Annotated in this window: 10 protein-coding genes and 1 pseudogene; 7 read left to right on the top strand and 4 right to left on the bottom strand. The window is 46.0% G+C overall.

Annotated elements, in window-relative coordinates; translation table 11 throughout:
• Positions 1-283 precede the first annotated feature (283 nt).
• A complete protein-coding gene (locus NFU07_RS05200; protein WP_251475544.1) occupies positions 284-3895 on the top strand; it encodes a DUF6359 domain-containing protein in 3612 nt (1203 codons plus the stop codon).
• Between the two features lie 164 nt (positions 3896-4059).
• Positions 4060-5355, top strand: a complete 1296-nt coding sequence (locus NFU07_RS05195; RefSeq protein ID WP_251475543.1) for a S1C family serine protease — start codon at positions 4060-4062, stop codon at positions 5353-5355.
• A 466-nt stretch (positions 5356-5821) separates the two neighbouring features.
• Here NFU07_RS05195 and NFU07_RS05190 read toward each other — a convergent pair whose 3' ends face one another.
• Positions 5822-6580: a C40 family peptidase gene (locus NFU07_RS05190; protein ID WP_251475541.1), complete on the bottom strand. Its 759-nt coding sequence runs from the start codon at positions 6578-6580 to the stop codon at positions 5822-5824.
• Positions 6581-7226: 646 nt separating this feature from the next.
• On the opposite strand from NFU07_RS05190, the gene NFU07_RS05185 reads away from it, so the two are divergent.
• A complete protein-coding gene (locus NFU07_RS05185) occupies positions 7227-9398 on the top strand; it encodes a S8 family serine peptidase (RefSeq protein ID WP_251477114.1) in 2172 nt (723 codons plus the stop codon).
• A gap of 327 nt (positions 9399-9725) precedes the next feature.
• Here NFU07_RS05185 and NFU07_RS05180 read toward each other — a convergent pair whose 3' ends face one another.
• Entirely contained in the window at positions 9726-10778 is a 1053-nt protein-coding gene (locus tag NFU07_RS05180) for an acyltransferase family protein (protein ID WP_251475539.1), read from the bottom strand.
• A 174-nt stretch (positions 10779-10952) separates the two neighbouring features.
• Between NFU07_RS05180 and NFU07_RS05175 the strand changes: the two genes are divergently transcribed.
• From NFU07_RS05175 to NFU07_RS17690, 4 genes and pseudogenes are all read left to right on the top strand, one after another.
• Positions 10953-11972: an acyltransferase gene (locus tag NFU07_RS05175; RefSeq protein WP_251475537.1), complete on the top strand. Its 1020-nt coding sequence runs from the start codon at positions 10953-10955 to the stop codon at positions 11970-11972.
• Positions 11973-12232: 260 nt separating this feature from the next.
• Positions 12233-16462, top strand: coding sequence for a S8 family serine peptidase (locus tag NFU07_RS05170; protein WP_251475535.1), 4230 nt, complete (start codon positions 12233-12235; stop codon positions 16460-16462).
• A gap of 422 nt (positions 16463-16884) precedes the next feature.
• A pseudogene (locus NFU07_RS05165) lies at positions 16885-17079 on the top strand (helix-hairpin-helix domain-containing protein); the annotation flags it as partial.
• A gap of 182 nt (positions 17080-17261) precedes the next feature.
• Complete coding sequence (locus NFU07_RS17690; RefSeq protein ID WP_285835937.1) at positions 17262-20891, top strand: S8 family serine peptidase; 3630 nt, start codon at positions 17262-17264, stop codon at positions 20889-20891.
• Between the two features lie 294 nt (positions 20892-21185).
• On the opposite strand, the gene NFU07_RS05145 is transcribed toward NFU07_RS17690, so the two are convergent.
• Positions 21186-22247, bottom strand: a complete 1062-nt coding sequence (locus tag NFU07_RS05145) for an S-layer homology domain-containing protein (RefSeq protein WP_251475533.1) — start codon at positions 22245-22247, stop codon at positions 21186-21188.
• Between the two features lie 32 nt (positions 22248-22279).
• Positions 22280-23362: an S-layer homology domain-containing protein gene (locus NFU07_RS05140; RefSeq protein WP_251475531.1), complete on the bottom strand. Its 1083-nt coding sequence runs from the start codon at positions 23360-23362 to the stop codon at positions 22280-22282.
• Between the last annotated feature and the right edge of the window lie 35 nt (positions 23363-23397).

The raw sequence follows: 23397 nt of genomic DNA, 5'->3' as shown, positions 1-23397 counted from the left end.
TTTTTAATGTTAAGGAATGCGTTCTAAATGATAAGCAACCGTTTTGTTAACAATGGCACACGATCGACTGATGAAAAAGTCGTTTGAAAAACAGATATGAAAAGTATTTATCAAATATTTTTAATATGAAATGCGTAAATATAATTAATATATTGAATTAATTTACAATTAAATGCGATTTTAGGGCAATTAGTTGGAATACTTACAAAAAATTTACGAAGCGCTTACATTCTCCCTGTATAATTAATTTGTAACGCCAAAAAAATCCAAGGAGTGAAAAAGTTTGTCAAAAAATGCATGGATTAAACTGTTTTTGAGCCTAATATTGGTTCTGTCCGCAGCTTTGCCTTATACGGCGACTGCAAATGCGGCTGAACCGATTACGGTTGCAGAAGCAATTGCGAATAATACAGGAACTCAGACTGTGAAAGGATATATTGTGGGGGTCGCTAACAGTGGTACGAGTTATGACCAGGAAGCGCCTTTTACAGCGGCTACGAATATTGGACTAGCGGATTCACCGGATGAAACCAATCCGGCTAAGATTTTGCCGGTTCAATTACCGTCAGGCTCTATCCGTGCTGGATTGAACCTAGTCAATAATCCTGCAAACTTTAAAGCAGAAGTTACTATAACGGGAAGCCTTGAAACTTATTTTACAGTTCCGGGCTTGAAATCTCCTTCTGCTTTCACAATCGTTTCTGAAGGCGAAACTCCGCCAGAAGCGACACCTGTAGCTTCGGTTGCTGAGGCACGTACATCAGCAGGCGAATTGATCCAAGTGGATGCCATTGTAACAACTGGCACAGGTTTCTGGGGCGGCAATGCATTTTACGTCCAGGATGAAACTGCTGGGATTTATGTTTATACAAACAGTGCTGATGTGAGCCCTGGAGACAAAGTCCGTTTGACGGGTTCAGTTTCTGAGTATTCGGGCGAACTACAATTGCAGCCGAATACAGTTGAGAAGCTTTCTTCAAACAACGAACTGCCAGCCTTGCAGAACATTACTCCAGCAGGCGTTAATGAAGACACTCAAGGAGAACGAATCGAACTTCAAAATGTAACAATCACCGGTTTGAAATCAGTTAATGATTTCGGGACATTCGAATTTTCAGCAACTGCTGAAAATGGCGAAACGGTTGTTGTGCGCAACGATAACCGCAACGGATTGACTTTCGAGCAATTCACGAAGCAATACAAAGAAGGCGATTTGATTCATGTAACGGGAATCGCGTCAAAATTCAACACATCGTACCAAGTGAAGACTTTAGGCAGCGAAAGCTTTGATTTAGTCAATAAACCTGCAGTTTACGCAGACATCTTCCCAGGAGTCGTTTCAGAAGGAACGGCAATTACCCTTCAATCAGGCTGGGAAAATGCAGACATTTACTATACGTTGGATGGCTCAAATCCAACTCCATCAAGCACAAAATACACAGTACCAATTGAATTGACAAAAGACACCGTAATTAAAGCCATTGCTGTGGGAGACGAGACTTCAGAAGTATTCTCGTTTGAATACACAGTTCTTAAAACGAAAGATTTGAAAATCCGTGATATTCAGGGCGATGGCCATTACTCGGAGTATCAGAATGCAACAGTTACGGGAATTACAGGTGTGGTAACGCATCTTTACAATTCAGCAAATTTTGTTATTCAAGACACGAATCCGGATGACGATTTAACAACATCAGAAGCGATCATGGTCAATAGAGCTTCGAACGGATTGAAAGTTGGCGATTTGGTCACAGTTAACGGAACAGTTGAAGAGCATTACCAAGAAGGCTATTCTGATATGAAAGCGAATGACTTGCCAATTACGCGCATTCGCGCAACAGACGCAGTGAAAACCGGTACTGCGGAACTTCCAGCACCGATTATCATTGGAAAAGATGTTTTCCCGCCGACGAAGAAAATTGATACAGATGGGTTAGCTCAATTCAATCCGAATGTTGATGGCATCGATTTCTGGGAATCGCTTGAATTGATGCGTGTCGGCGTAGCGGATGCACAAATTGTGGGCCCGCAAAGCTATGGAGAAGTATTTATTGTTTCTAAAGATGCGACAAATAATGATTTCCATAAACAGGGCGGCATTTTGATCTCAGAAGATGATTACAATCCGGAACGTATCTCAATTGATATGGATAACGAAAAATTCATCGCAAAATCCGGCGATTCGTTTAACGGAACTCCAGTAGGCGTCCTAGGCTACGGCTTCGGCAACTACAAGATCTGGGCAGTTGAAAGTGACCTTCCAGCACTTGTGGATGGCGGCACTGCACCAGAGCAAACTTGGATTAAAAAACAAGAAGATAAATTAACGGTTGCTTCTTATAACGTAGAGAACTTCTCTGCAGATTCAAACCATACATCTAATTCGAAAGCACAGCGCATTGCTGAATCATTCGTCAATGATCTGAACTCGCCGGACATCATCGTGATGGTGGAAGTACAGGACAATGACGGCCCAATCACTTCAGGGAACAGCGATGCAACAGCAACTTATGAACGGTTGATTAGCGGAATTGAAACTGCGGGCGGTCCAACATATAAATGGACGGATATTGCCCCTGAGTACAATAAAGACGGCGGGGAGCCGGGCGGGAATATCCGCGTTGGCTACTTGTATAACCCTGAACGCGTTACTTTATCAGAAGGAACGAAAGGGTCAGCAACAGAAACGAACTCTTGGGTAAATGGTCAACTTGCATTGAATCCAGGTCGTGTCCAACCGATTCCGATGCCGGGTACACGAAAACCACTGGCAGCACAATTTGAATTCCAAGGCGAGCAAGTAGTCGTTATCGGTGCTCATTTAAATTCAAAAGGTGGAGACCAGCCGCTATTCGGCAAGAATCAGCCTCCTACTTTAGGGTCTGTACCTGAACGCATTGAATTGGCAAAAGCGATTAATGGTTTCATCAAAGAAGGCTTGGCTCAAAACCCTAATTTGAATGTGGTTGTAGCAGGAGATATGAATGATTTTGAATTCACACCAGCTTTAGCTGCATTAAAAGGCGATATTTTGGCGAATAAAGTCGAAGATGTGCCAGTAGAAGATCGTTACTCTTACTATTACCAAGGAAACTCCCAGGTTCTTGATCATGTATTAGTAACGAAGAACTTGAAAGATAGAACAGAAATCGATATGATTCACATCAACTCAATGTTTATGGAAGAGCACGGACGTGCTTCTGACCACGATCCGGTTCTGGTACAAATGGATTTGAAAAAGCCGGTAACAATACCTGAGAATCCATCATATCCAAATCCGCCAGTTGAACCGGAAAAACCAACAGAACCGGAAAAACCGGAAGTTCCAGAACCTGTAACATTCGATGATATCCAATCCCACTGGGCGAAAAAACAAATTGAAGCACTTGCTTCAAAAGGGATTGTCTTCGGTAAATCCACAGAAGCGTTCGAACCTGAAAGCAAACTTTCACGTTCTGAGTTCGCAGTTTTATTAGCTCGTGCTTTGGAACTGCCATTAAAAGAATATGAAGGAACTTTTAAAGATGTTAGAACTTCAAAAGAATGGGCTTACCAAGGAATCGAAGCGGCTGCACGTGCAGGCATCGTCTTCGGTAAAACAGATGGTACATTCGATCCGAACGCTGAAATTACACGTGAGGAAATTGCTGCGATGATGATTCGCGCAATTGAGTATCAAGATGCATCGCTTTTAGATGGCATCGATGAGTCCCACAAGTTTGCAGATGCGAAAAAAGTCGGCAAACACGCAGTAGAGGCAGTAGCGAAAGCTTACGGCCTTGGCATCATTTCTGGCCGTATGCATAATAAGTTTGATCCAAAAGCTGATATCACACGCGCTGAAACCATTGTCATCCTTTACCGCGGACTTGATAAAATGGATTTACTAGATTAATGAAAGAGCTGCAGCCTCCATGGCTGCAGTTTTTTGCTGTAAATAGCCCCCTCGTTTCTGGCAACCGCACAATTCACTTGCTATAATAGGTAAGAATTGAAACCAAATGGCTTTTGGGCCGTCTATTATATGACGAGAAAAGCAGAAGCGAGTTGAATGAATAGATGAATAACCGAACAGGAAAACGCAAACAGCAGAACCAATCGCGCAAACGGTTGCTTCTTAGCATAGTTTCTTTGATTTTATTGGCAGCGATTGGGCTAGGGGCTTACTTTTTAGCCTCTACACCGGATTCAAAATCGAATGCCGCACCGTCATTGAAAGAAGATTTCGCGGGAATGGTGTATACGGGATTTGATGTCAGTGAAATCGAAGAACTGGAAGCGCCGGAAGAAGTCGTGCAGGGCAAGGTCGAGAATACGGTGGAAAGTAAACCGGAAGAGCCGGTGAAGACGGAAACCGTCATCATCCCGCCGAAAAAAGACAGTTCGTTGATGATCGCAAATGCCAAAGCGCATGTCTATACGATTTACACGGATTTGGAACAGGGATCTGGTTTCTTATTTAATACGGAAGGCGATATCGTGACGAGCGCACATGTGGTGCGGGATGCGTCGTATATCGTCTTGAAAAATAGTGACGGCCAGGAATTCAGCGGCCAAATTGCCGGAATTTCTGAAACAGAAGACATTGCATTGGTGCGAGTTGAAGAACTGGCTGGCAAACAGCCGATGGGCATCGCGACATCGCCTGCAGAGCCAGGAACGGATGTAGTGGCGATTGGCAGTCCAGGAGACGTCAGCAATACCGTAACCGAAGGGGAAATCACCGCAACTGGTGCAAGCTTCTCAGACGGCTACGAGTACACAGATATGTATGAAATGACTGCCGTATTGAAGAAAGGGTCGAGCGGCGGACCGCTGATCGATTTGGAAAGCGAAAAAGTACTGGGCATCAACTCAATTATTCTGGAAGAAAATCCGGAAATTGGCTATGCCATTCCAATGTATTCGGTTGTAGATCAACTGAATGCATGGGCAGCAGATCCGATGACGTATGAAGAAGAGGAAATCGTCTTGCCGGATGTCAAAGATGCATTCTTTGAAGAAACGATTCTGCGCGACTTCATCACAGCGTATTACGAATTGCTGCCGTATTCGTTGAATGATCCGGAATTGGCATATTACGAGTCCTATTTGCTGCCGGATAGCCAGGGAGCGACAGAAGGCAAGAACTTCGTTGAAACGAATCGCAGCGAGACGCGGACATTCGATGCCGTTGTTCCTTCTATTGAAAGTGTCGTAATTGGTGAGGAAGAGGCGCTTGTCGAGGCGAGAGCTACATTAACTTATCACGATGAAGAAACAGGAGAGACGTCAACCATCGAGCACACAGCGATTTATACCGTTGTGATTGATGGATATGGGGATTATCAGATCAAGAATATTGAAATGAAGTAAGAGAGTTGGCTTAAGTGCCGGCTCTCTTTTTTTTGAAGTTTTGTGTGAAATCAACTTATTTCTTATCGAAATCAACCTTTGCGCGTGCGAAATCAAACATTGTACTCCTGAAATCAACCATTTGCATGTCGAAATCAACTCACCTCAATCATTGCGGTTCGCGGTAAGTGAAACGCATCCATTAATGTATTTAGTTTTGCTTTGGAATGTGAAATCAACTTGTTTCTTATCGAAATCAACCTTTGCACATGCGAAATCAAACATCTTACTCTTGAAATCAACCATTTGCATGTCGAAATCAACTCACCTCAATCATCGCGGTTCGCGGTAAGCGAAACGCATCCATTAATGCTTTTGATTGGCGAATCAACACGCCCAACCACCCTTTATAAAAAGTTCCTTCTATATAAAAGAACGCATAAAAAAAGAGCCAAGCAATAACTGCTTGGCTCTCTATCATATTTGATTAGTTGATGCGTTTGAAGCTGTGGAATTTTGGTCCCCAGTAAGAGTTGTTTAAGCTGACAACTTCTGCTTTAGATCCGCCAGCGTGAACGAACTGGTTGTTTCCGATATAGATCCCGACGTGAGAGATTCCAGCGCGGTATGTGTTTGCAAAGAATACTAGGTCTCCAGCACGTGGAGTTGAAACTGTTGTTGACTCAGCAAACTGAGTTGTTGTAGTGCGTGAAATGCTCTTGCCTGCTTGCTTGAATACATATTGAGTGAATCCGCTGCAATCGAATCCAGCAGTTGTTGTGCCGCCGAATTTGTATGGAATTCCTTTAAGTGCCAATGCTTTAGAAACGATTGTTGAAGCTGAAGCTGTGTTTGATACTTTTGCTACTGAAGCAGAAGTTAAAAGTGAGCTCAAAACCCAACCGGCTTTGCCGTTCGCTTTTACTTTGTACCAAGTTTCTTTGCCGACTTTCTTTTGGTGAGTGGCAGTAACTTTAGTGCCTGCTTTAGCTAGAGTGACAACTTTATATTTTGTGCCAGCATCCTGGCGTACGTTCGTGTTGTATTTTGTTTTGAAAGTTCCGGATTTAGCAGTTGCTTTGCTTGCTGCAACTTGCTCGACTTCTACAGAAGTTTCTACGGAAGTAGTGGATTCATAAGTTGAAAGAACCTCGTCGTTTGTATTGAAGGCTGCTTGTGCATCCGTGGCTGTTTGGCTAAGGAGTAGTGTACTTGCTGCTAATACTGAAAAGACAAATTTCTTCAAATTTATTTCCCCTGTCGTTTTATATTATCTAAATATAAGTTTTTAATTTCGTTGGAATCTGTTTTTAACTATATAGGCTTGAGTATTTAAAAACAACGTCAGTAAGATTGCAGTTATATTACAGTTTCATTACAAAGAAAAATTTGTTTAATAAACCCAGTTATATCAAGCTTTTTCAAGAAATAAAAAATCGCTTCCAAATGTTTAAAAATCAGAAATAGTGGTTATATGCAATAAATATTTCAATTTTGCACTCGTTTAGATCCTTAAAAATGTAAAAATAAGGGTTTAAAACAGGATATATTTCAAGATAAACGTGGTAAACGGGAAAGTGTACTATTACACAATCCAGCATCGATCTGGAAAGACAGCATTTAATTTATTACGAAATAATTGAATTTTGAGATTTTTTGTATGACAAGAAAATTTTACCTGGACTCGTAAAAAGTTTTACTTTTTCTTACATCTACCTAATAGATTGATAATTTTCTCTACTTTGAAATAACAATTTAATAAAAAGGGAAGAAAATAGACGTCCAGCATGCAAAAATTATATACTGATAATGGAAAGATACTAAAAATAATGTAAATTTATGGATTAGTTCCATGGGTTTTATTTCATAAAGGAGTTCTGCGATTGAAAGTTATGGGAAGTGGATTTATGGCGTTGGTGCTGCTCGTATTTGGGGCAAGCGAAATCCAGGCATCGGCACAAGGCGAAAAGGAACAAAAGGTGATTGTAGTTTTTGACGAGCAAGTTGATATGGAAGAAGTCATTGAGGACGCAGGTGGAACCGCAACAGAAGCATTCGAGGAAGTTGATATTGCTTTAGCGGAACTCACAGGCTCTGCAATCCATGAATTGCGTCAAGATCCTGCAATCGTTTCTATAGAAGAAGATGCGGTTGTCGAACTTCAAGCGCAGATGGAAGATTGGGGGATTGCTTCAAGCAACATCCCGGCTGCATGGAATTCCGGCTTTACGGGAGAAGGCATCAAGATTTCTGTCATCGACTCTGGAATTTCGCGCCATGAAGATTTAAAGCTGGCTGGTGGCATATCGACTGTAGATTATACAAATTCCTACGCTGATGACCAAGGGCATGGCACTCACGTAGCGGGAATTATAGGCGGATTGAATAATAGCTACGGCGTTAAAGGAGTCGCATATGATGCTGAGCTTTACGCGGTGAAAGCTTTTGATGCAAAGGGCCAGGCTTATGTGTCCGATATGATCGAAGGCATCAATTGGTCAGTTGCAAATGACATAGACATCATTAATCTAAGCGCCGGTTCTCAGACGGGTTCGGCCGCTTTTAAATCGGCAGCGGATAAAGCATATGCCAGCGGATTATTGATCGTAGCCGCTGCAGGGAACGACGGCGATTCAGTAGGAGCAGGCGATACGGTCGATTTCCCTGCCCGATATCCATCCGTTATTGCGGTAGGGGCGGTTGACCGCTATTCGAAACGGGCTGATTTTTCTTCAACTGGCAGCACAGTCGAAGTGGCGGCGCCGGGCGAGCGGATTTTAAGCACCTATACCGGCAACCAGTACGCTTACTTAAGCGGAACATCGATGGCGACGCCTTATGTGGCCGGCGAACTTGCTTTGATCAAACAAGCTTATCCGAATTTAACGAATAAAGAATTGCGGCAAGTATTGATCGACCATACCCGAGACGCAGGTCCGGCAGGAAAAGATCCGTACTATGGCTACGGCATCATCCGGGCATCATCCTTTACAGCAGCGCCGCGTTCTCAACAGGTAAATGCGGTGGCCAATCTGGCATTGAATTCAAAAGCCATAACGGGAGCGCCCGGCGATTCAATCAGTTTATCTGCGACGGCGAAGTTCCAAGACGGCGCTGTACAAAATGTAACGCCTGATGCGGTCTGGTCGTCCGCTGATGTAAAGGTTGCCACGGTTGCAAACGGCAAGGTTCAATTAAAAGCATATGGCAGCACAACCATTACAGCGACTTTCGGCGGCAAATCGGCAACGGCGACCATCACGGTTCCGCAGCCTGAAGCAAATCCTGTTGTGAAGTTGGAAGCGGACCAGACGACACTCGTTGGAAAACCTGGTGACATGTTCACAGTTTCTGCAGCAGCCACGTTTAAAAATAACCAAAAAGAAACGGTGACGAACGAAGCCGTTTGGACTTCGAGCAATGAAGCGATTGCGACGGTTTCGAATGGCAAGATCACTGTTCAAGGCTATGGCATGGCAACCATCTCGCTCTCATTCGGCGGCCAAACGGCGACTGTTATAGTCAACAGTCCAAATCCTCAAGCGGCGCCGAATAAAATCCATTTCGACGATGTACCATCGTTCTATGCCCCGGCAGTCGATTATTTGGTGCAGCGAGGGATTACGCAAGGAAAATCTGCGACGCAGTTCGGCGTAACCGATAGCATCATCCGCGCGGATGCAGCGGTCTGGCTCGCGAAGGAACTCGGCTTGAATACAGCGAATGCTCGTCCATCCGGTTTCGGCGACGTGCCGGACCGTGCAGCAGGAGCCGTTAATGCCTTGAAACAAGCGGGCATCATCGGCGGCAAGACAGCGACGCGGTTTGGTTCCTACGATCCGCTCACGCGCGGCGAAGTGGCGATCATTCTGCAGCGGGCTTATGACTTGGAGGCAGGCAATCAAACATCCGCTTTCACAGATGTTTCGTCCCGCTACGCAGATGCGGTCAACGCCTTAGTTGCAAACGACGTGACCGACGGATTGACGCCAACGCAATTTGGCGTTTCGCGAAATATTACAAGAGGCCAGCTAGCGGTATTCATTTACCGATTAGCGGAATAAAGAAAAAGGGACCGATTCAGTTTGCGAATCGGTCCCTTTTTATAGGTACGGGAAACTCACAGGGAAATGAGGGAAACCCAAGGGTATTTGCGAGCAACTCGGATGGATTTGAGGGAAACTCAAAGGTTCTTACGGGAAACTCATTCAAATTATAGAGCAATTCATCAAATGGAAAAGCCTCTCATCCAAGACCAAGTTCAAAAGAACGATTGGATGCTTTCCGCTTATAGCAAAAAGCGGGAAAGAAGGCAGCGTTTTTTACAAGCGACTCCCATTTTCCAGCGCTATCTATAAAAAAGACCGATTCAAAATCGAATCGGTCTTTCTTTATTCAAATCTCGCAAGCAGCCGGTCCATCAAGCGGTTGCGTCCTGTAATCCACTGTGTCCAGCGATAAAGATACAACAATGCGCCGACGCCGACGCAAATTCCGACGGTGAACAACAGCAGCGATCCCGTATATAGAAGGAAACTGTTTTCAAAAACTTTCACGATGCGGCCGAGTGCCAAAATGAACAGCATATGCGATAGGTAAATGAAAAACGAAAAGCTGCTGACGATTTCCAGCAAGGGGCGCGGCTTTTTCATTTTCTGGAACAGCACCGTTATCAGGAAATAAACCGATAAGGTGTAGAAAAACATATCGTAGCGGTCGCTTGAAACCAAGGTATAATCGGTTTCCGATGCATTAAAGTAAATCCAGCCGAAGCTTGCTACTGCTGCAAGCAAAGGCAGCCAGATTTTATTCGACAGAAAGGCAAAGATCCGGTCGTAATAGACGCCGATATAAAAGCCGGCAACAAAATAGAACAGCCAAGCAAAGATGAAAGTCCGGTACCAGAGCGGATATTCTTCAAAAATGAATAGGCGGTAGCTTTCCAAATGCTCCAAGGCGTAGAGATGGGCAAATGACAGCGCAAATGCGGCAGCAAGCGCAGCAAAAGGATTGATTTTTCGCAAGAAGCGGTTCAGCAAGTAATACAAAAGATAAAACTGGAAAATGACAAGGATGAAAAATCCGTGCCAATCACCGGCACCGATAATATTCCAAGCGGTTGGCCAAAAGGCGCTGCCGCTTTGTTCGGCAGTGATGTAAGCAGACAACAAACCGATCAAAACGTACGGCAATAAAATGTATTGAACCCGTTTCCACAGAAAATCCTTCGGCAGCTTATCCGGGTAATTCCGGGAAAGCAAGGTGATGGAAATCAGGATGAAAACAGGAGTAGCAAATAAGAATAAATAGCGGATGGCCAAAAATACAGGGGTTTCAGTGAAATCCGTTTCGGCAAACTTTGCGTAATTCGTCAGCACGTGGTTATAGACGACACTGAGGCAGGCAAATGCCCGGATCATATTGATTTCGTTTAATTGTTTCAAAAAAATACTCCATTTCTTGCAAATGCATTTTATGATAACGGCACCTATTATATCAAATGAAGCGGGCACGATGAACGGAGGATGTGTCCGTTTCGTTTCAGTGGAACAGGAGTTTCAAGAATTGATGGGAAGGGGAAGTGTAGGGTAAAGAGATTTTTGCAAAGGGGCGGGGCTATGAACGAGCGTTATGATTATATGGACTGGCTTCGTGTATTCTCAATTGTGGCGGTTGTCGGCGTTCATGTGGTGTCAAAAATAATCAATAGCGCGGCGACAGATGAATGGGCGTGGCAATTTGCGAACGTCATCGATTCCGGCTTGCGCTGGTGCGTGCCGATTTTCTTCATGCTGAGCGGTGCGCTGCTGCTGACGCGGCATCCGGATGAACCGGTCGGCGATTTTTTGAAAAAGCGTTTAAGCAAATTATTGATTCCGCTGGTGGTCTGGAGCGGTTTTTATATGGTTTATAATGTGATGGAACTCGGCGAAAGCTATACGGCCTGGGAAATGGTCAAATTGTTCTTGACGGATGATGTCTACTACCATCTTTGGTTCATGTACACGATTCTCGGTTTGTATTTGATGGCGCCATTCCTCCGCATCCTCGTCCATTACATGTCGCAGCAAGCATTTCAATGGTTTCTCGGATTCTGGCTCCTGTTCTCGGCCATCCTTCCGTTCTTTCCGAAATACTTGGAGTTTGAACTTGCCGTGCCTGCCGGATTGTTCTCGCCGTATATCGGCTATTTCATGCTCGGTGCCTACCTCGTCATGTATCCGCTGGCGAAAAAGCATTTGGTCTGGCTCGGTGCAGCAGCGCTGCTCAGTTATATAGCGACGATCTGGGGAACCGTGGCATTGACCAATCAGGCAGGCGAACTTGATGAATTCTACTATGAACATTACAGGCCGAACGCTTTTTTCATTTCGCTGTTTTTATTCGTCCTCTTCCAAAAGCTCAGCAATCGCCTAAACCCGAATCCTATCATCACCCGCATCAGCATGGCGACGCTCGGCATCTACGTGATCCATCCGCTGATCCAGCTTTACTTGAATAAATTCTTCGGAATAAATGAAACGATGATCCACCCGGCATTCGGCATTCCTGTATCGTGGATTCTCATTTTCCTGATTTCACTCAGCATCATTTTGGTGCTGCAGAAGATTCCGGTCGTGAAGAATATTGTGCCATAAATGGCTTTTAGAAAACCCGTCTCTATTCTGGAGACGGGTTTTACATTTGAAATATAATCACAAGTCCCAGGAATAATTTTATGAGTAGTCCATAACTCCTCATAAGAGTGGATGGGAAACATACATATACCTATGTAAAAAGAGCTGGAAAAAAGAAGAAATAATCCCATCAGACTAGTTAGAATATTTTAATAATATGGTAAATTTGAGATGCCGCTAAATTTAATTTAGCAAACACATGATCATAAGGGGGAAAACAATTGAGTAATTTACGCAATCTTGTCATCACGGCACTTGTGGTTTTGTTGACGTTCAGCTCGGTGGCCTTCGGGTTCACGGGAGCATCCGCTGCACCGAACACTTCGGCCGCAGGGGTTGCGAAACAGGTGAACCAGAAGCCGGCTGTTAAATTGCCGGACAAACTGGCAAACCCGGAAGATCCGAAAAAGCAGGTCCGCATCATTGTCGAGCTCCAAAAAGAGCCGGCAATTGAAAATGCGACTCGCAAAGGGGTTCTTTATAAGAGTTTGCCGGATTCCACAAAAGACAGCTTGGAATCAGCAGTGGTCACTGATCAAAACACGGTCAAATCAAAAATCAAAACAGCAGCACCCGGCATTACATATCTCGAGAACTTTACCACGGTGTTCAACGGCTTTTCAGCGAACGTACCAGCTGGACAAGTCGAGAAAATTGCTGCACAATCAGGCGTAAAAGCAGTCTATGAAGCAACAGAATACGAACGTCCGGCGATCAAACCGGAAATGAAGTATTCAAAAGCATTGGTCCAGGCACAGCAGGTCTGGAATGACTACGGTTACAAAGGCGAAGGAATGGTTGTCGGCGTTATCGATACCGGCATCGACCCATCGCATAAAGATATGGTGTTGACTGACAACGCAACGGGTGAAATCACCAAAGCGGAAGTCGACGCATTGCGTTCAGACAAATCATTGGAAGCAGGGAAATACTATACAGCAAAAGTGCCGTTCGGCTACAACTATATGGACGGCAACGATACGATTCTTGACCTAGGGCCCGAAGCTTCGATGCACGGCATGCACGTTGCCGGTACAGTCGGCGCGAACGGCAACGAAGAAAACGGCGGGATCCAAGGCGTTGCACCGGAAGCGCAGCTTCTGGCATTGAAAGTATTCGGCAACGATCCGCTTTACCCGTCAACTTATGGCGATATCTACATTAAAGCAATCGATGATTCAATCAAATTAGGGGCAGACGTCATCAACATGTCTCTGGGTTCTACTGCAGGTTTCGTGGATTCTTCCAATCCTGAGCAGCAAGCAGTTGAACGTGCAACAAACAACGGTATTTTAGTATCGATTTCTGCAGGGAACTCGGATATGTTCGGTTCTGGTTTCTTCTATCCATATGCAGAAAATCAGGATTACGGATTAACCGGTTCACCGAGTGTTTCTTACGACTCTTTCGGTGTCGCTTCATTTGAAAACGATGTGATTACAGCACTTAGCTTCGGCTACCAATTCGGCGGTGCAGAAGCAGGACGTGCATTATATTTACTCGCGAACGATAAAGATCCGCGCGATCTGCCGGAAGAAAATTATGAAGTGGTCGATGCAGGTCTTGGTTTGCCAGCTGATTTTGAAGGCAAAGACTTCACCGGCAAATTCGCATTGATTTCACGCGGTGAAATCAGCTTTGTCGAAAAAGGCCAGGCGGCACAGGCAGCCGGCGCAATCGGTGTTATCATTTACAACAACACATCAGGCACGATCAATATGGCATCAGATCCATCCATCACGATTCCATTCATGTCAACGGTTCAAGACGCAGGCTTAGCGATGAAAAATGCGCTTGCTTCCGGACAGACGGTAACGGTTTCATTTGATGGACAGTATTTGGAAACGCAAAATCCGGCAGCTGGCCAAATGAGTGATTTCACTTCCTGGGGACCAACGCCAAACCTTGACTTCAAACCGGAAATCACAGCGCCAGGCGGCAATATCTTCTCGACGCTGAACGACGATGAATACGGTTTGATGAGCGGAACTTCAATGGCAGCGCCGCACGTGGCAGGTGGAACGGCATTAGTGTTCCAGCGCATTGAAGAACTTGGCTTGCAAGGGAAAGACCGCGTACAATTCGTGAAAAACATCATGATGAATACAGCAAACCCAGTGGAATTCGCTGATGGCCAGTTTGTATCGCCTCGCCGCCAAGGTGCAGGATTGATGCAATTGCACGATGCGCTTTCAACTGACGTAACGGTCGTGAACAAAGCGACAAACGAAGGAAAAGTGGCATTAAAAGAAATTAAGAACAACCAATATTCATTCACATTGACAGCGCAGAACTATTCGGATGAAGCTGCGGAATTCGCAGTGGATGTCAATGTGCAAGTGGATGCAACAACGGACGGCGGCGGTGTCCTAGTGACGGCTCCGAACGAAATCGGTTCGGTGAATGTCTCTGACGACGTAACGATCGCAGCTCCGGCAACTGTAACAGTTCCGGCAAATCAAACAGTCGACATCCCGGTAACGGTTGACGTTTCAGCGATCGACGCTGAACTGGATGCAAGTTTCACAAACGGCTATTTCGTTGACGGATTCGTCACATTAACGGATGCAAACGAAGAAGTGACAGGCAACACGGAATTGGTCGTTCCATATTTCGGCTTTAACGGCGAATGGGACGATGCCAGCATTTTCGATGATTTTGCTTGGGATCCAATGACGTATTACGGACAAACGATGCTTGCAGACGATAAAGGATTCATCCTGAACGGCGGCACGCATATCGAAGGATTCGATCCAACGAAATTTGCGTTCTCACCAAACGGTGATGGTCTGCAAGATGGGGTCATTCCAGTATTCTCGCTTATGCGGAATGTGAAACAGTTTGAATTGAATGTACTCGATGCAAACGGTAAGAAATTGCGGACGATCCGCACCGAAAAAGAATTGGTTAAAAACTACGACAGCACAGAACCTTTCATCTTCTCACCTAATTTCACGTGGGATGGAAAAGCACTTGGAAAAGTGGTTGCGGATGGCAATTACAAATTGCAGCTTCGCGCTGTGATCGATTATCCGAATGCTGAATGGCAGTCAATCGAATTCCCGGTTATCGTGGATACGAAAGCGCCAACAGCAAAAGCATCATTCGATCCAAAAACGAAAAAAGTTGTCGTCAACAGCTTTACAGACAACACAGCGCCTGACCGCTGGGAAGTCTACTTGAACGGCAAGGAATTGACGGAAGATGCGGCAACTCCGGCTGATGAATCATTGGCACCGGCTATAACAGACTTTACCGTAACGGCAGAGTTGAAAAAAGACGACAAATTGACAGCCGTCTTCTATGACGTCGCTGGCAATAAAACCGAAGTGGAATTGCCGGTTACCGGTTCTGAAGATAAAGAACCTGTGATTTTCATTGATTCCCCTGGAGTCCTTTCTGCGCATGATAAAAATGAAGTAACTGTAAAAGGGCGCGTGGAAGACGATTCAACCATCAAGTCATTGACTGTGAACGGCGCGCCGGCAAAAGAATTCGACGGCACGAACTTCACGCATACCTTGACGTTTGAAGACGGTTCGCAGTATGTAACAGTGAAAGCGGTAGATGAATTCGATAACGAAATGGAAATCCGCCGCCAGATCCTGGTGGATACGAAAGCGGCAACCATCACATTAGTGGATGCGCCGAAAACAGTTGGCCTGGACACGGATGAAGTGGAAATTACATTCAACGTTAAAGACAACTTCGACCAAATCCGCGTTTACTTGTATGACAGCGAAATTTTTGCGCACGAAATGGCTTCATACAGCGGCAAGAGTTTTGACCAAAACATCAAAACAACGGTGCCAGTGCTTGAAGAAGGCGTCAACGACTACAAATTGGTCGTTGAAGATTTGACGGGCCACCGCACAGAGCTGGATTTCACAATCACGAAACAAGCAGCGGCGCAAGATGGCTCGAACTTAAGCGTGAATAAAGACAATGTTGAATTGAATGTCGGCGATAAAGAAAAATTATCGGTAACAGAAGAAACAACGCTGCCAAACGGCAAAAAGAAAACAAAAGACGTAACGAAACAAGCTTCTTATAAAGTAGCAGATTCATCCATTGTCAGTGTGAAAAACGGTGAAATCACTGCGAAAAAAGCAGGTAAAACAACGATCACTGTTTCGCATGGCAAAGAGAAAGTTGTCGTCAATGTGACAGTCGCAGATCCGAAACCGGTCGTAACGCTGGAAGTGGATAAAGCGAACCTGTCATTAAAAGAAGGCAAGAAAGAAAAAATCAAAGTGACGCAAACGACGGTGAAAGGCAAAGCCAAGCCAGTCAAAGAAGATGTCACGAAAAAAGCGAAATTCAAAGTGAAAGACAGCAAAATTGCCGAAGTGAAGAGCAATGGCCAAGTCACAGCCAAGAAAAAAGGCTCGACAACGATCACCGTTTCGTACGGCGGCAATGAAGCTACCATTAAGTTAACTGTGAAGTAAAAAGGGAAGCCCGGAGCAGCAGAAGCTGCTTCGGGCTTTTTGGTGTTTGCAGGGTACCTGAGTGGGGCAGATGTTGCTTTGAGTTTCCTTATAGAATTTTTCCTAAAAAGGTAGAGACTCACTCAAAAGATCAAAACCTAGTTGCCGGCTTTCCGCTTGCAGCGAAAAGCGAAAGTTCAAAGGACGATTTAATGGGGGAAGGGTGAATTCGCAGCGGGTCGGGGTGATTTCGAGGAGGCTTAGGGTGAATTCGAACAGGAATGGGGTGATTTCGGAAACGATTGGGGTAATTTCGCACGGACTTGAGAAAAAATCACAATAATGAGCAACTCAGAAGCAATCTTCGCCGCCTTTTCAATACGCGCCGATTTATTTATACTAGGGGCAAACGTTAACTGAAAGGATGACCTTCAATGGCAAACCCAGTTGATCCATTTCTTTCCCGGTTTTCAGCGCCGGCGAGGCGGGCATTAGAAGCACACGGCATTACCTCAGCTGAAGAACTATCAAAGTTCACGGAAAAAGAAGTGCGGCAGCTCCACGGCATCGGGCCGTCTTCGCTGCCGAAACTAAAAGAAGCATTAACCGAAAAAGGATTCACTTACCAAGACGAATAAAGAAACCAATCAAACTCAAGCCGCAAGCTTGGGTTTTTTTGTTACTTTAAAAGGACTAAAGTACCTAATAAGAATAATTTGTAAATTATTTAAAATAAACCTTGGGATTTTCGAATCATGTGATATTATAAAATTATCTAATTATTCAGATAATAATGATAGAACGGAAGGAGTTATGTCCCATGAAGAAGGTTTTGCACGTGAAATTCTTCAGAAGCTTCCTGTCCCTTGCCCTGGTTCTTTCATTGCTCATACCCTTTGAAACTGCGGAGGCTGCGGAAACTGCGGAAACCAATCCGTATAAAAAATCAGCCCACACTGCAGGAGATCTCCAAGCCCAAGCGGCGATTATCGAACAGCTTCAATTGTCCCACCGTACGGCAAAGTTACATAAAGATTTGCAGGATCTTTCCGGCAGCCAAAAAGTGCCGGTCATCATCCATCTATCGGAAAAGCCGGTAGCTTTGCAAAAAGGAATTGTAGAGTCAGCCGGACAAGCCTTCACTGCTTCGCTGGAAAGTTCAGCGGAAGTGAAAGTGGCGAGCCAGCAAAGATCGGCCAAAGAAGAAATGGCCAGCGAACAAATTTCATATGAAGTAGGATTCAGCTACAAAACCGTGTTGAACGGTTTTTCGGCAACAGTCAAGGCCGATGATTTGGACAAATTAATGGAGATTGACGGCGTGACGTTAGTGGAACCGGATGTCACGGTACGGACTGCTTCATCCGGAGCAGGCAATGCTGAAGTCAAGCCGGCGATGAATGTCAGCGCCCCGTTTCTCGGCATCGAGAAGCTTTGGGCGGAAGGCATCGACGGCAAAGGCATTAGTGTCGCCGTCATCGATACGGGAATTGATGCCGACCATCCTGAATTTAAAGGAATTTACAAAGGCGGCAAAAACTTCGTTAAGCATTCATCCATTTACACGCGGCCGCGAGCAGACAACGATGCTTCTGAAACGCGCCCGTCGGAACGTCCCGGCAACTTGCCGGAATTCGATGAAAGCGGCGATCCGTTCTATACGACGCACGGCACGCATGTCGCCGGGATCATTGCTGCAAAAGGCGCCAATAAATATAAAGTGAAAGGCGTTGCGCCGAAAGTGGACCTTTACGCCTACCGTGTGCTTGGCGCTTACGGCAGCGGCTTGAATTCCAGCATCGTCGCCGCCATCGAGGAAGCGGTCAAACAGGACATCGACGTCATCAACTTATCGCTTGGCGGCGGCACCAATTCCGAAACGGATGCCGGTTCATTTGCCATCAATAATGCGATGCTTGCCGGCACGGTCGCCGTTTCTGCCACCGGCAATTTCGGTCCGGACCGCGGGACGATCGGGACGCCGTCTACTGCGCGCCTCGGAATTGCGGTGGGGAACACGACGACGCCTGAATCCGTCTACAGCGGAAAAGTGCAAATTAAAGCAGGTCTCTTCAATTATTCGAAAGTGAACAAACTGATGCTCAACGCATTTAATGCGGATCCGGCCAAGCAATTGGCAGGAAGCTACGGAATCGTCTCCATTCCTGGATTCGGCAAAGCGAATAACTTCAATGGACTGAATGTGAAAGGGAAAGTGGCACTTATTTCGAGAGGCGACATTCCGTTTGTCGAAAAAGTTAAAAATGCTAAAAATGCCGGGGCCGTAGCGGTTCTCATCTATAACAACAGCAGCCTTTCCGAGCCATCCGGCGCATCTCTCGGCGAAGGGCTTGATGCTTTGCCGACTTTCGATTTATCAAAAGGGGACGGGGAAGCGATCAAAATCATGATTGCGCAAAATGCCGGAACGGTCTCGTTCAGTGATTTCACCGAAACCGTCGTAAAAGGCGATGACATCAACGACACCAGCTCGCGCGGGCCGAGTACGCCGAACTACGACATCAAACCGGATGTTGTGGCACCCGGCACCAATATCATGTCGACGTTGCCGATGTATCGAGCCGACAACCCGAAAGCAAGCTACGATCTCGCTTATGGCAATGAAACCGGAACGTCCATGGCCGCACCGCATATCGCCGGGATTGCCGCGCTGCTTTTGCAGAAGCATCCCGACTGGTCGCCGTTCGACGTGAAAGTGGCGCTATCCAATACCGCGAAGATTTTGGATACGAAAAAATATGATGTGTTTGCCCAAGGCGCCGGACGGGTCGATCCGTACGAAGCGCTCCATCCCGATATTTTGGCTTATGCGGAAGACGAAGCGATTTTAGATGAAACCGGCAGACGCGTGCCGAATGTTAAAGGCACCGTCACATTCGGTTCGCTGAATCCGGGAACCGGACCGATTTCCATCACTAAAGAAATCCGAGTGAAAGATATGGACGGGGGAGGCGGGAAGTACACCGTTTCAGTGGACACGCTGAAGACGTTTGCAGACGCCAAAGTCACAGTCGACAAGCCGTCCTTTACGTTAAGCGGCGAAGAGCTGATTAAAGTTACGCTGACGGCATCCCAAAATGCCAATTTCCAATTAGGCGATGAAGCCCTGGGCTATATCCGCATCAAACCGGAATCCGGAAATTCCAAGGAAATTTCCTTGCCGTTCGCTGCAGATTTCGGCGGCGCACCAACTGAAGTGAAGAATTTTAAAATGACGGAAACCGATCTTTCATTTAATAAAGACGGCATCAACGACAAAGCGGAATTGAGTTTCGTGTTGACGGAAGACGTCAAAACGAACTTCATCCAGCTCTGGAACATCATGGATCCGGCAGCCGGGGTGGAAGGAGACGGCTATATCGGCTATCTCTATGCAGCGTCCACGCTTTCAGCGGGCTCCTACCGAATGGACATCGACGGCACTTACATTCCTGGTAGCGGTCCGGAGGAAAAACCGATTCCGGACGGCTTGTATACGATCGATTACATGGGACAGACCGTTTCCGGCAATCCGCCTGTCGTCAGCGCTTCCATCGGCCCGGTTGTCGTCAAATCGACCGCACCGAAAATTTCAGGGGTTATGAGCGGAGGGAAAGCAAGCGGGAAAGTCACTGACAAATACATCGACTATTACAAAGAACTGACGAAATACGGAACGGCGTTTGACCTCAATGAGAAATTGAAGGCAACGTATACCGTGACGTCTGGCGGAAAAGAAGGGGCGCCCATGCCGATCAAGCTATCAACGGATGGCTCATTCACATTCGCTGTCACGGCAGGAGAGAAAGATACCGTCACCGTCCGGGTAGAAGACGCAGCCGGAAATGTCGGCAAGCAAGTGATTTCCGGAAAAGGGGCAGCAGGCCCATCCGGCTTTGCGGATACTCAAAACCACTGGGCTCGCACCCAAATCGAAGCGTTGGCGAGCCGCGGCATCATTGCCGGAAAAACAGCGGCGACGTTCGAGCCGGAAAGCGATTTGACCCGTGCAGAGTTTGCGGTGCTACTTGCCCGGGCACTTGAATTGCCGCTCCGGGAATATGAAGGGAAGTTCAAGGATGTGGGTGCGAGCAAGGCGTGGGCATATCCGGGCATCGAAGCCGCTGCCAGAGCCGGAATTGTGGCCGGGAAAAAAGACGGCAGCTACGCCCCGGATGCCCCAATCACGCGGGAAGAAATGGCCGTCATGGCGATTCGCGCCGTCGAGTTCCAAAATCCATCGTTGCTGAAAAACTTAGGGAAGCCGCATGAGTTTTCGGATGCGAACCGAATCGGCGGCTTTGCAAAAGACGCAGCCTCAAAAGCGTATGCATTAGGGATTATTACAGGCCGTACAGGCAATAAATTCGATCCGAAAGCCCGCACGACACGCGCTGAAACAGCCGTCATTCTGCACCGTGCGCTTGGCAAAATGAATTTGTTGAAATAGAAGTTTGTGAGAGGCATCCTAATTGGATGCCTTTTTCATTTTGTTTTAGGGATAAACCCAGTCAAGTTCAAAACCTCGAATGGATGCTTTCCACTAGAAGCGGAAAGCGAAAGGGCAAAAAAAGGGGGCGAAAATTCATTTGCGAGCAACTCAATCGGTTTTAAGGGGAACTCACATCGCATTTGGGGAAACTCAGCGAACTTTAAGAGCAACTCGCAGCCACTTAAGAGCAACTCGCCAAAAATAATAAAAAAAGAACCTTCTCATAAAAGAGAAGGCTCCAATCCAAATCAATTATTTCACGCTTGAAAGTTCACTTACTGTTTCGCCTAGGGCATTCAATGTTTTCACTGTTCCGTATCCTTCAACCATATAATATTTGTCGCCGCCAGAAGCTGTGATTTCTACAGCGTTGGTGAACTTTTTATATGGAGTGTCGACAGTTTTGTTGACGCCGGTAATGGTAGAGATGTAGATTTCGCCTAGGCCGTTCTCAAACGTTTTGCCGACTTTGATCGGGTAGACAATGTTTAAGTCAGACTCAGAGTACGGGTAGCCGTAGCGCAATTCGTCTTTGGTTTCAAGTTCCATATACAATAGCGTGCGGGAACCGAAGTTGCTGCGGTCCACCCACATATAGCCATATTCGCTGCCGTTGCGCGGCGCGATATACTCATAGGTTGAAGTGACAATTCCTTGTTTAGATGTATAGCTATATGTCTTCGTTTTGTCTCTTAAATACGAATTGGCCATGTGCGTATCATTCTGGAATTTCGGCTCAAGTGCACGGGACATGAAAGCAGAAAGCTGGCCGCGTGTAATTGACTGGTTCGGACGGAATGTGTTGTCCGAATAGCCTGCTGTGATATTGCCGGTAACCATTGCACTGATTGCATCATACGCTCTCATGTTTTCAGAAACGTCGCTAAACGGCGTGCTGCCAATATGGATGATATTGAATACACGGTCTAGAATGATCGACATATCGCCGCGCGTGATCGGTGCGTAAGGCTTGAATGTGCCATCCGGGTAACCGCTGATATAGCCGGCTTTTGCCGCTTCAGCGATATAGCCGCTTGCTTTTTGGGACTTCGAAACATCTTTAAAATTAGTGGAAGTTTGCGTCCCTTTAAAGTTTTTCAATTTGCCGATCATGATAGCTGCTTCTGCACGCGTCACGATCTTGTCAGGTTTGATAGTGCCATCCTCGTAGCCGGAAATGACGCCTTTATTCACCAAATAGGTCATTTCATCATAAAATCCGTGGCTTGCGGGCAAATCTGTCGCCGCCTGTGCTGGCGAGACAAGTAGGGTAAGTGCGAGTGCTGCTGCTGAGATCATCGAAAATTTCTTCAAAGAATCGTTCCCTTCAATAATTTATTTGATGTTTATTTTACATCCACTAATTCATAAAGCGTATCGCCGTCGTAATGGACGGTTTTAATTAACCCATAACCTTCTGCCATGTAGTATTTATAGCTTTTGCCATCCCATTCAGGATCCAAGACGGAAACTTCGACAGCGTTGGTGAACGTTTTATAAGGAGTCGTCACTTTAACATTCACGCCGGTAATTTTGAATGGCGGCGAATCGGTATCGCCGCTATCGAAAGTTTTGCCTTTTGTGATCGGATAGACCAAGCTAGCTGTAAATCCATCTTCCGGGAAGCCGGTAATGTACATTTCGCGGTTTTCGTATTCCCCGTAGAAATAATCTTCACTGTCTTCTTTATAATCTACCAACCAGAAGAAGCCAAGCGGCTCGTCGAAGTATTTCGCGCTGTCCACATATTTTTCAGTCGACACTTCGCCCGTGATTTCACGGTACGTATACGTTTTTGTTTTATCTTTCAAATACGAATGCGCCATATGCGTGTCGTTCTTGAATTTCGGCTCAAGTCCGCGAGCTAGGAAAGCGGAGAATTGTGCGCGAGTCGTTGCGTTATTCGGCTTGAACGTGAAATCTTTGTAGCCGGCTGCGATGTTTGCGCTGACGACTTCGCCAATGGCATCAAAAGCACGCATATTCGGCGATACATCTTTGAATTCTTCAATGCCTTCCATCGCCATCGGGAAGACTCTTGAAAGGATAATGGCCATATCGCCGCGTGTAATTGCTGCATTCGGCTTGAATGTACCATCCGGATAGCCTGTGATATAGCCTGCTTTTTCAGCTGCCGCAATATAGCCGCTCGCTTTTTGGCCAGACGTCACATCTTTGAATTTCGTTGCACTTTGCGTTCCGTTAAAACCTTTCAGCTTGCCGATCATGATGGCAGCTTCTGCACGGCTGACGGTTTTATCCGGTTTCACCGTGCCGTCTTCAAATCCGGAGACGACTCCTTTGTTGATCAAATACGTCATCTCGTCGTAGAACCCGTGGCTCTTCGGTAAATCAGTTGCTGCGAATGCGGGTGATGCAAGTAAGCTGATTGCTAATACGGCACCTGTGATTAATGGAAACTTTTTCAAAACGACACCCCTCAAATAGAATTGTTTACTTCCGT

The organism is Planococcus sp. NCCP-2050 (genome assembly GCF_023708025.1).
GTDB lineage: Bacteria > Bacillota > Bacilli > Bacillales_A > Planococcaceae > Planococcus.
This window is presented reverse-complemented; position numbering and strand designations above follow the sequence as displayed.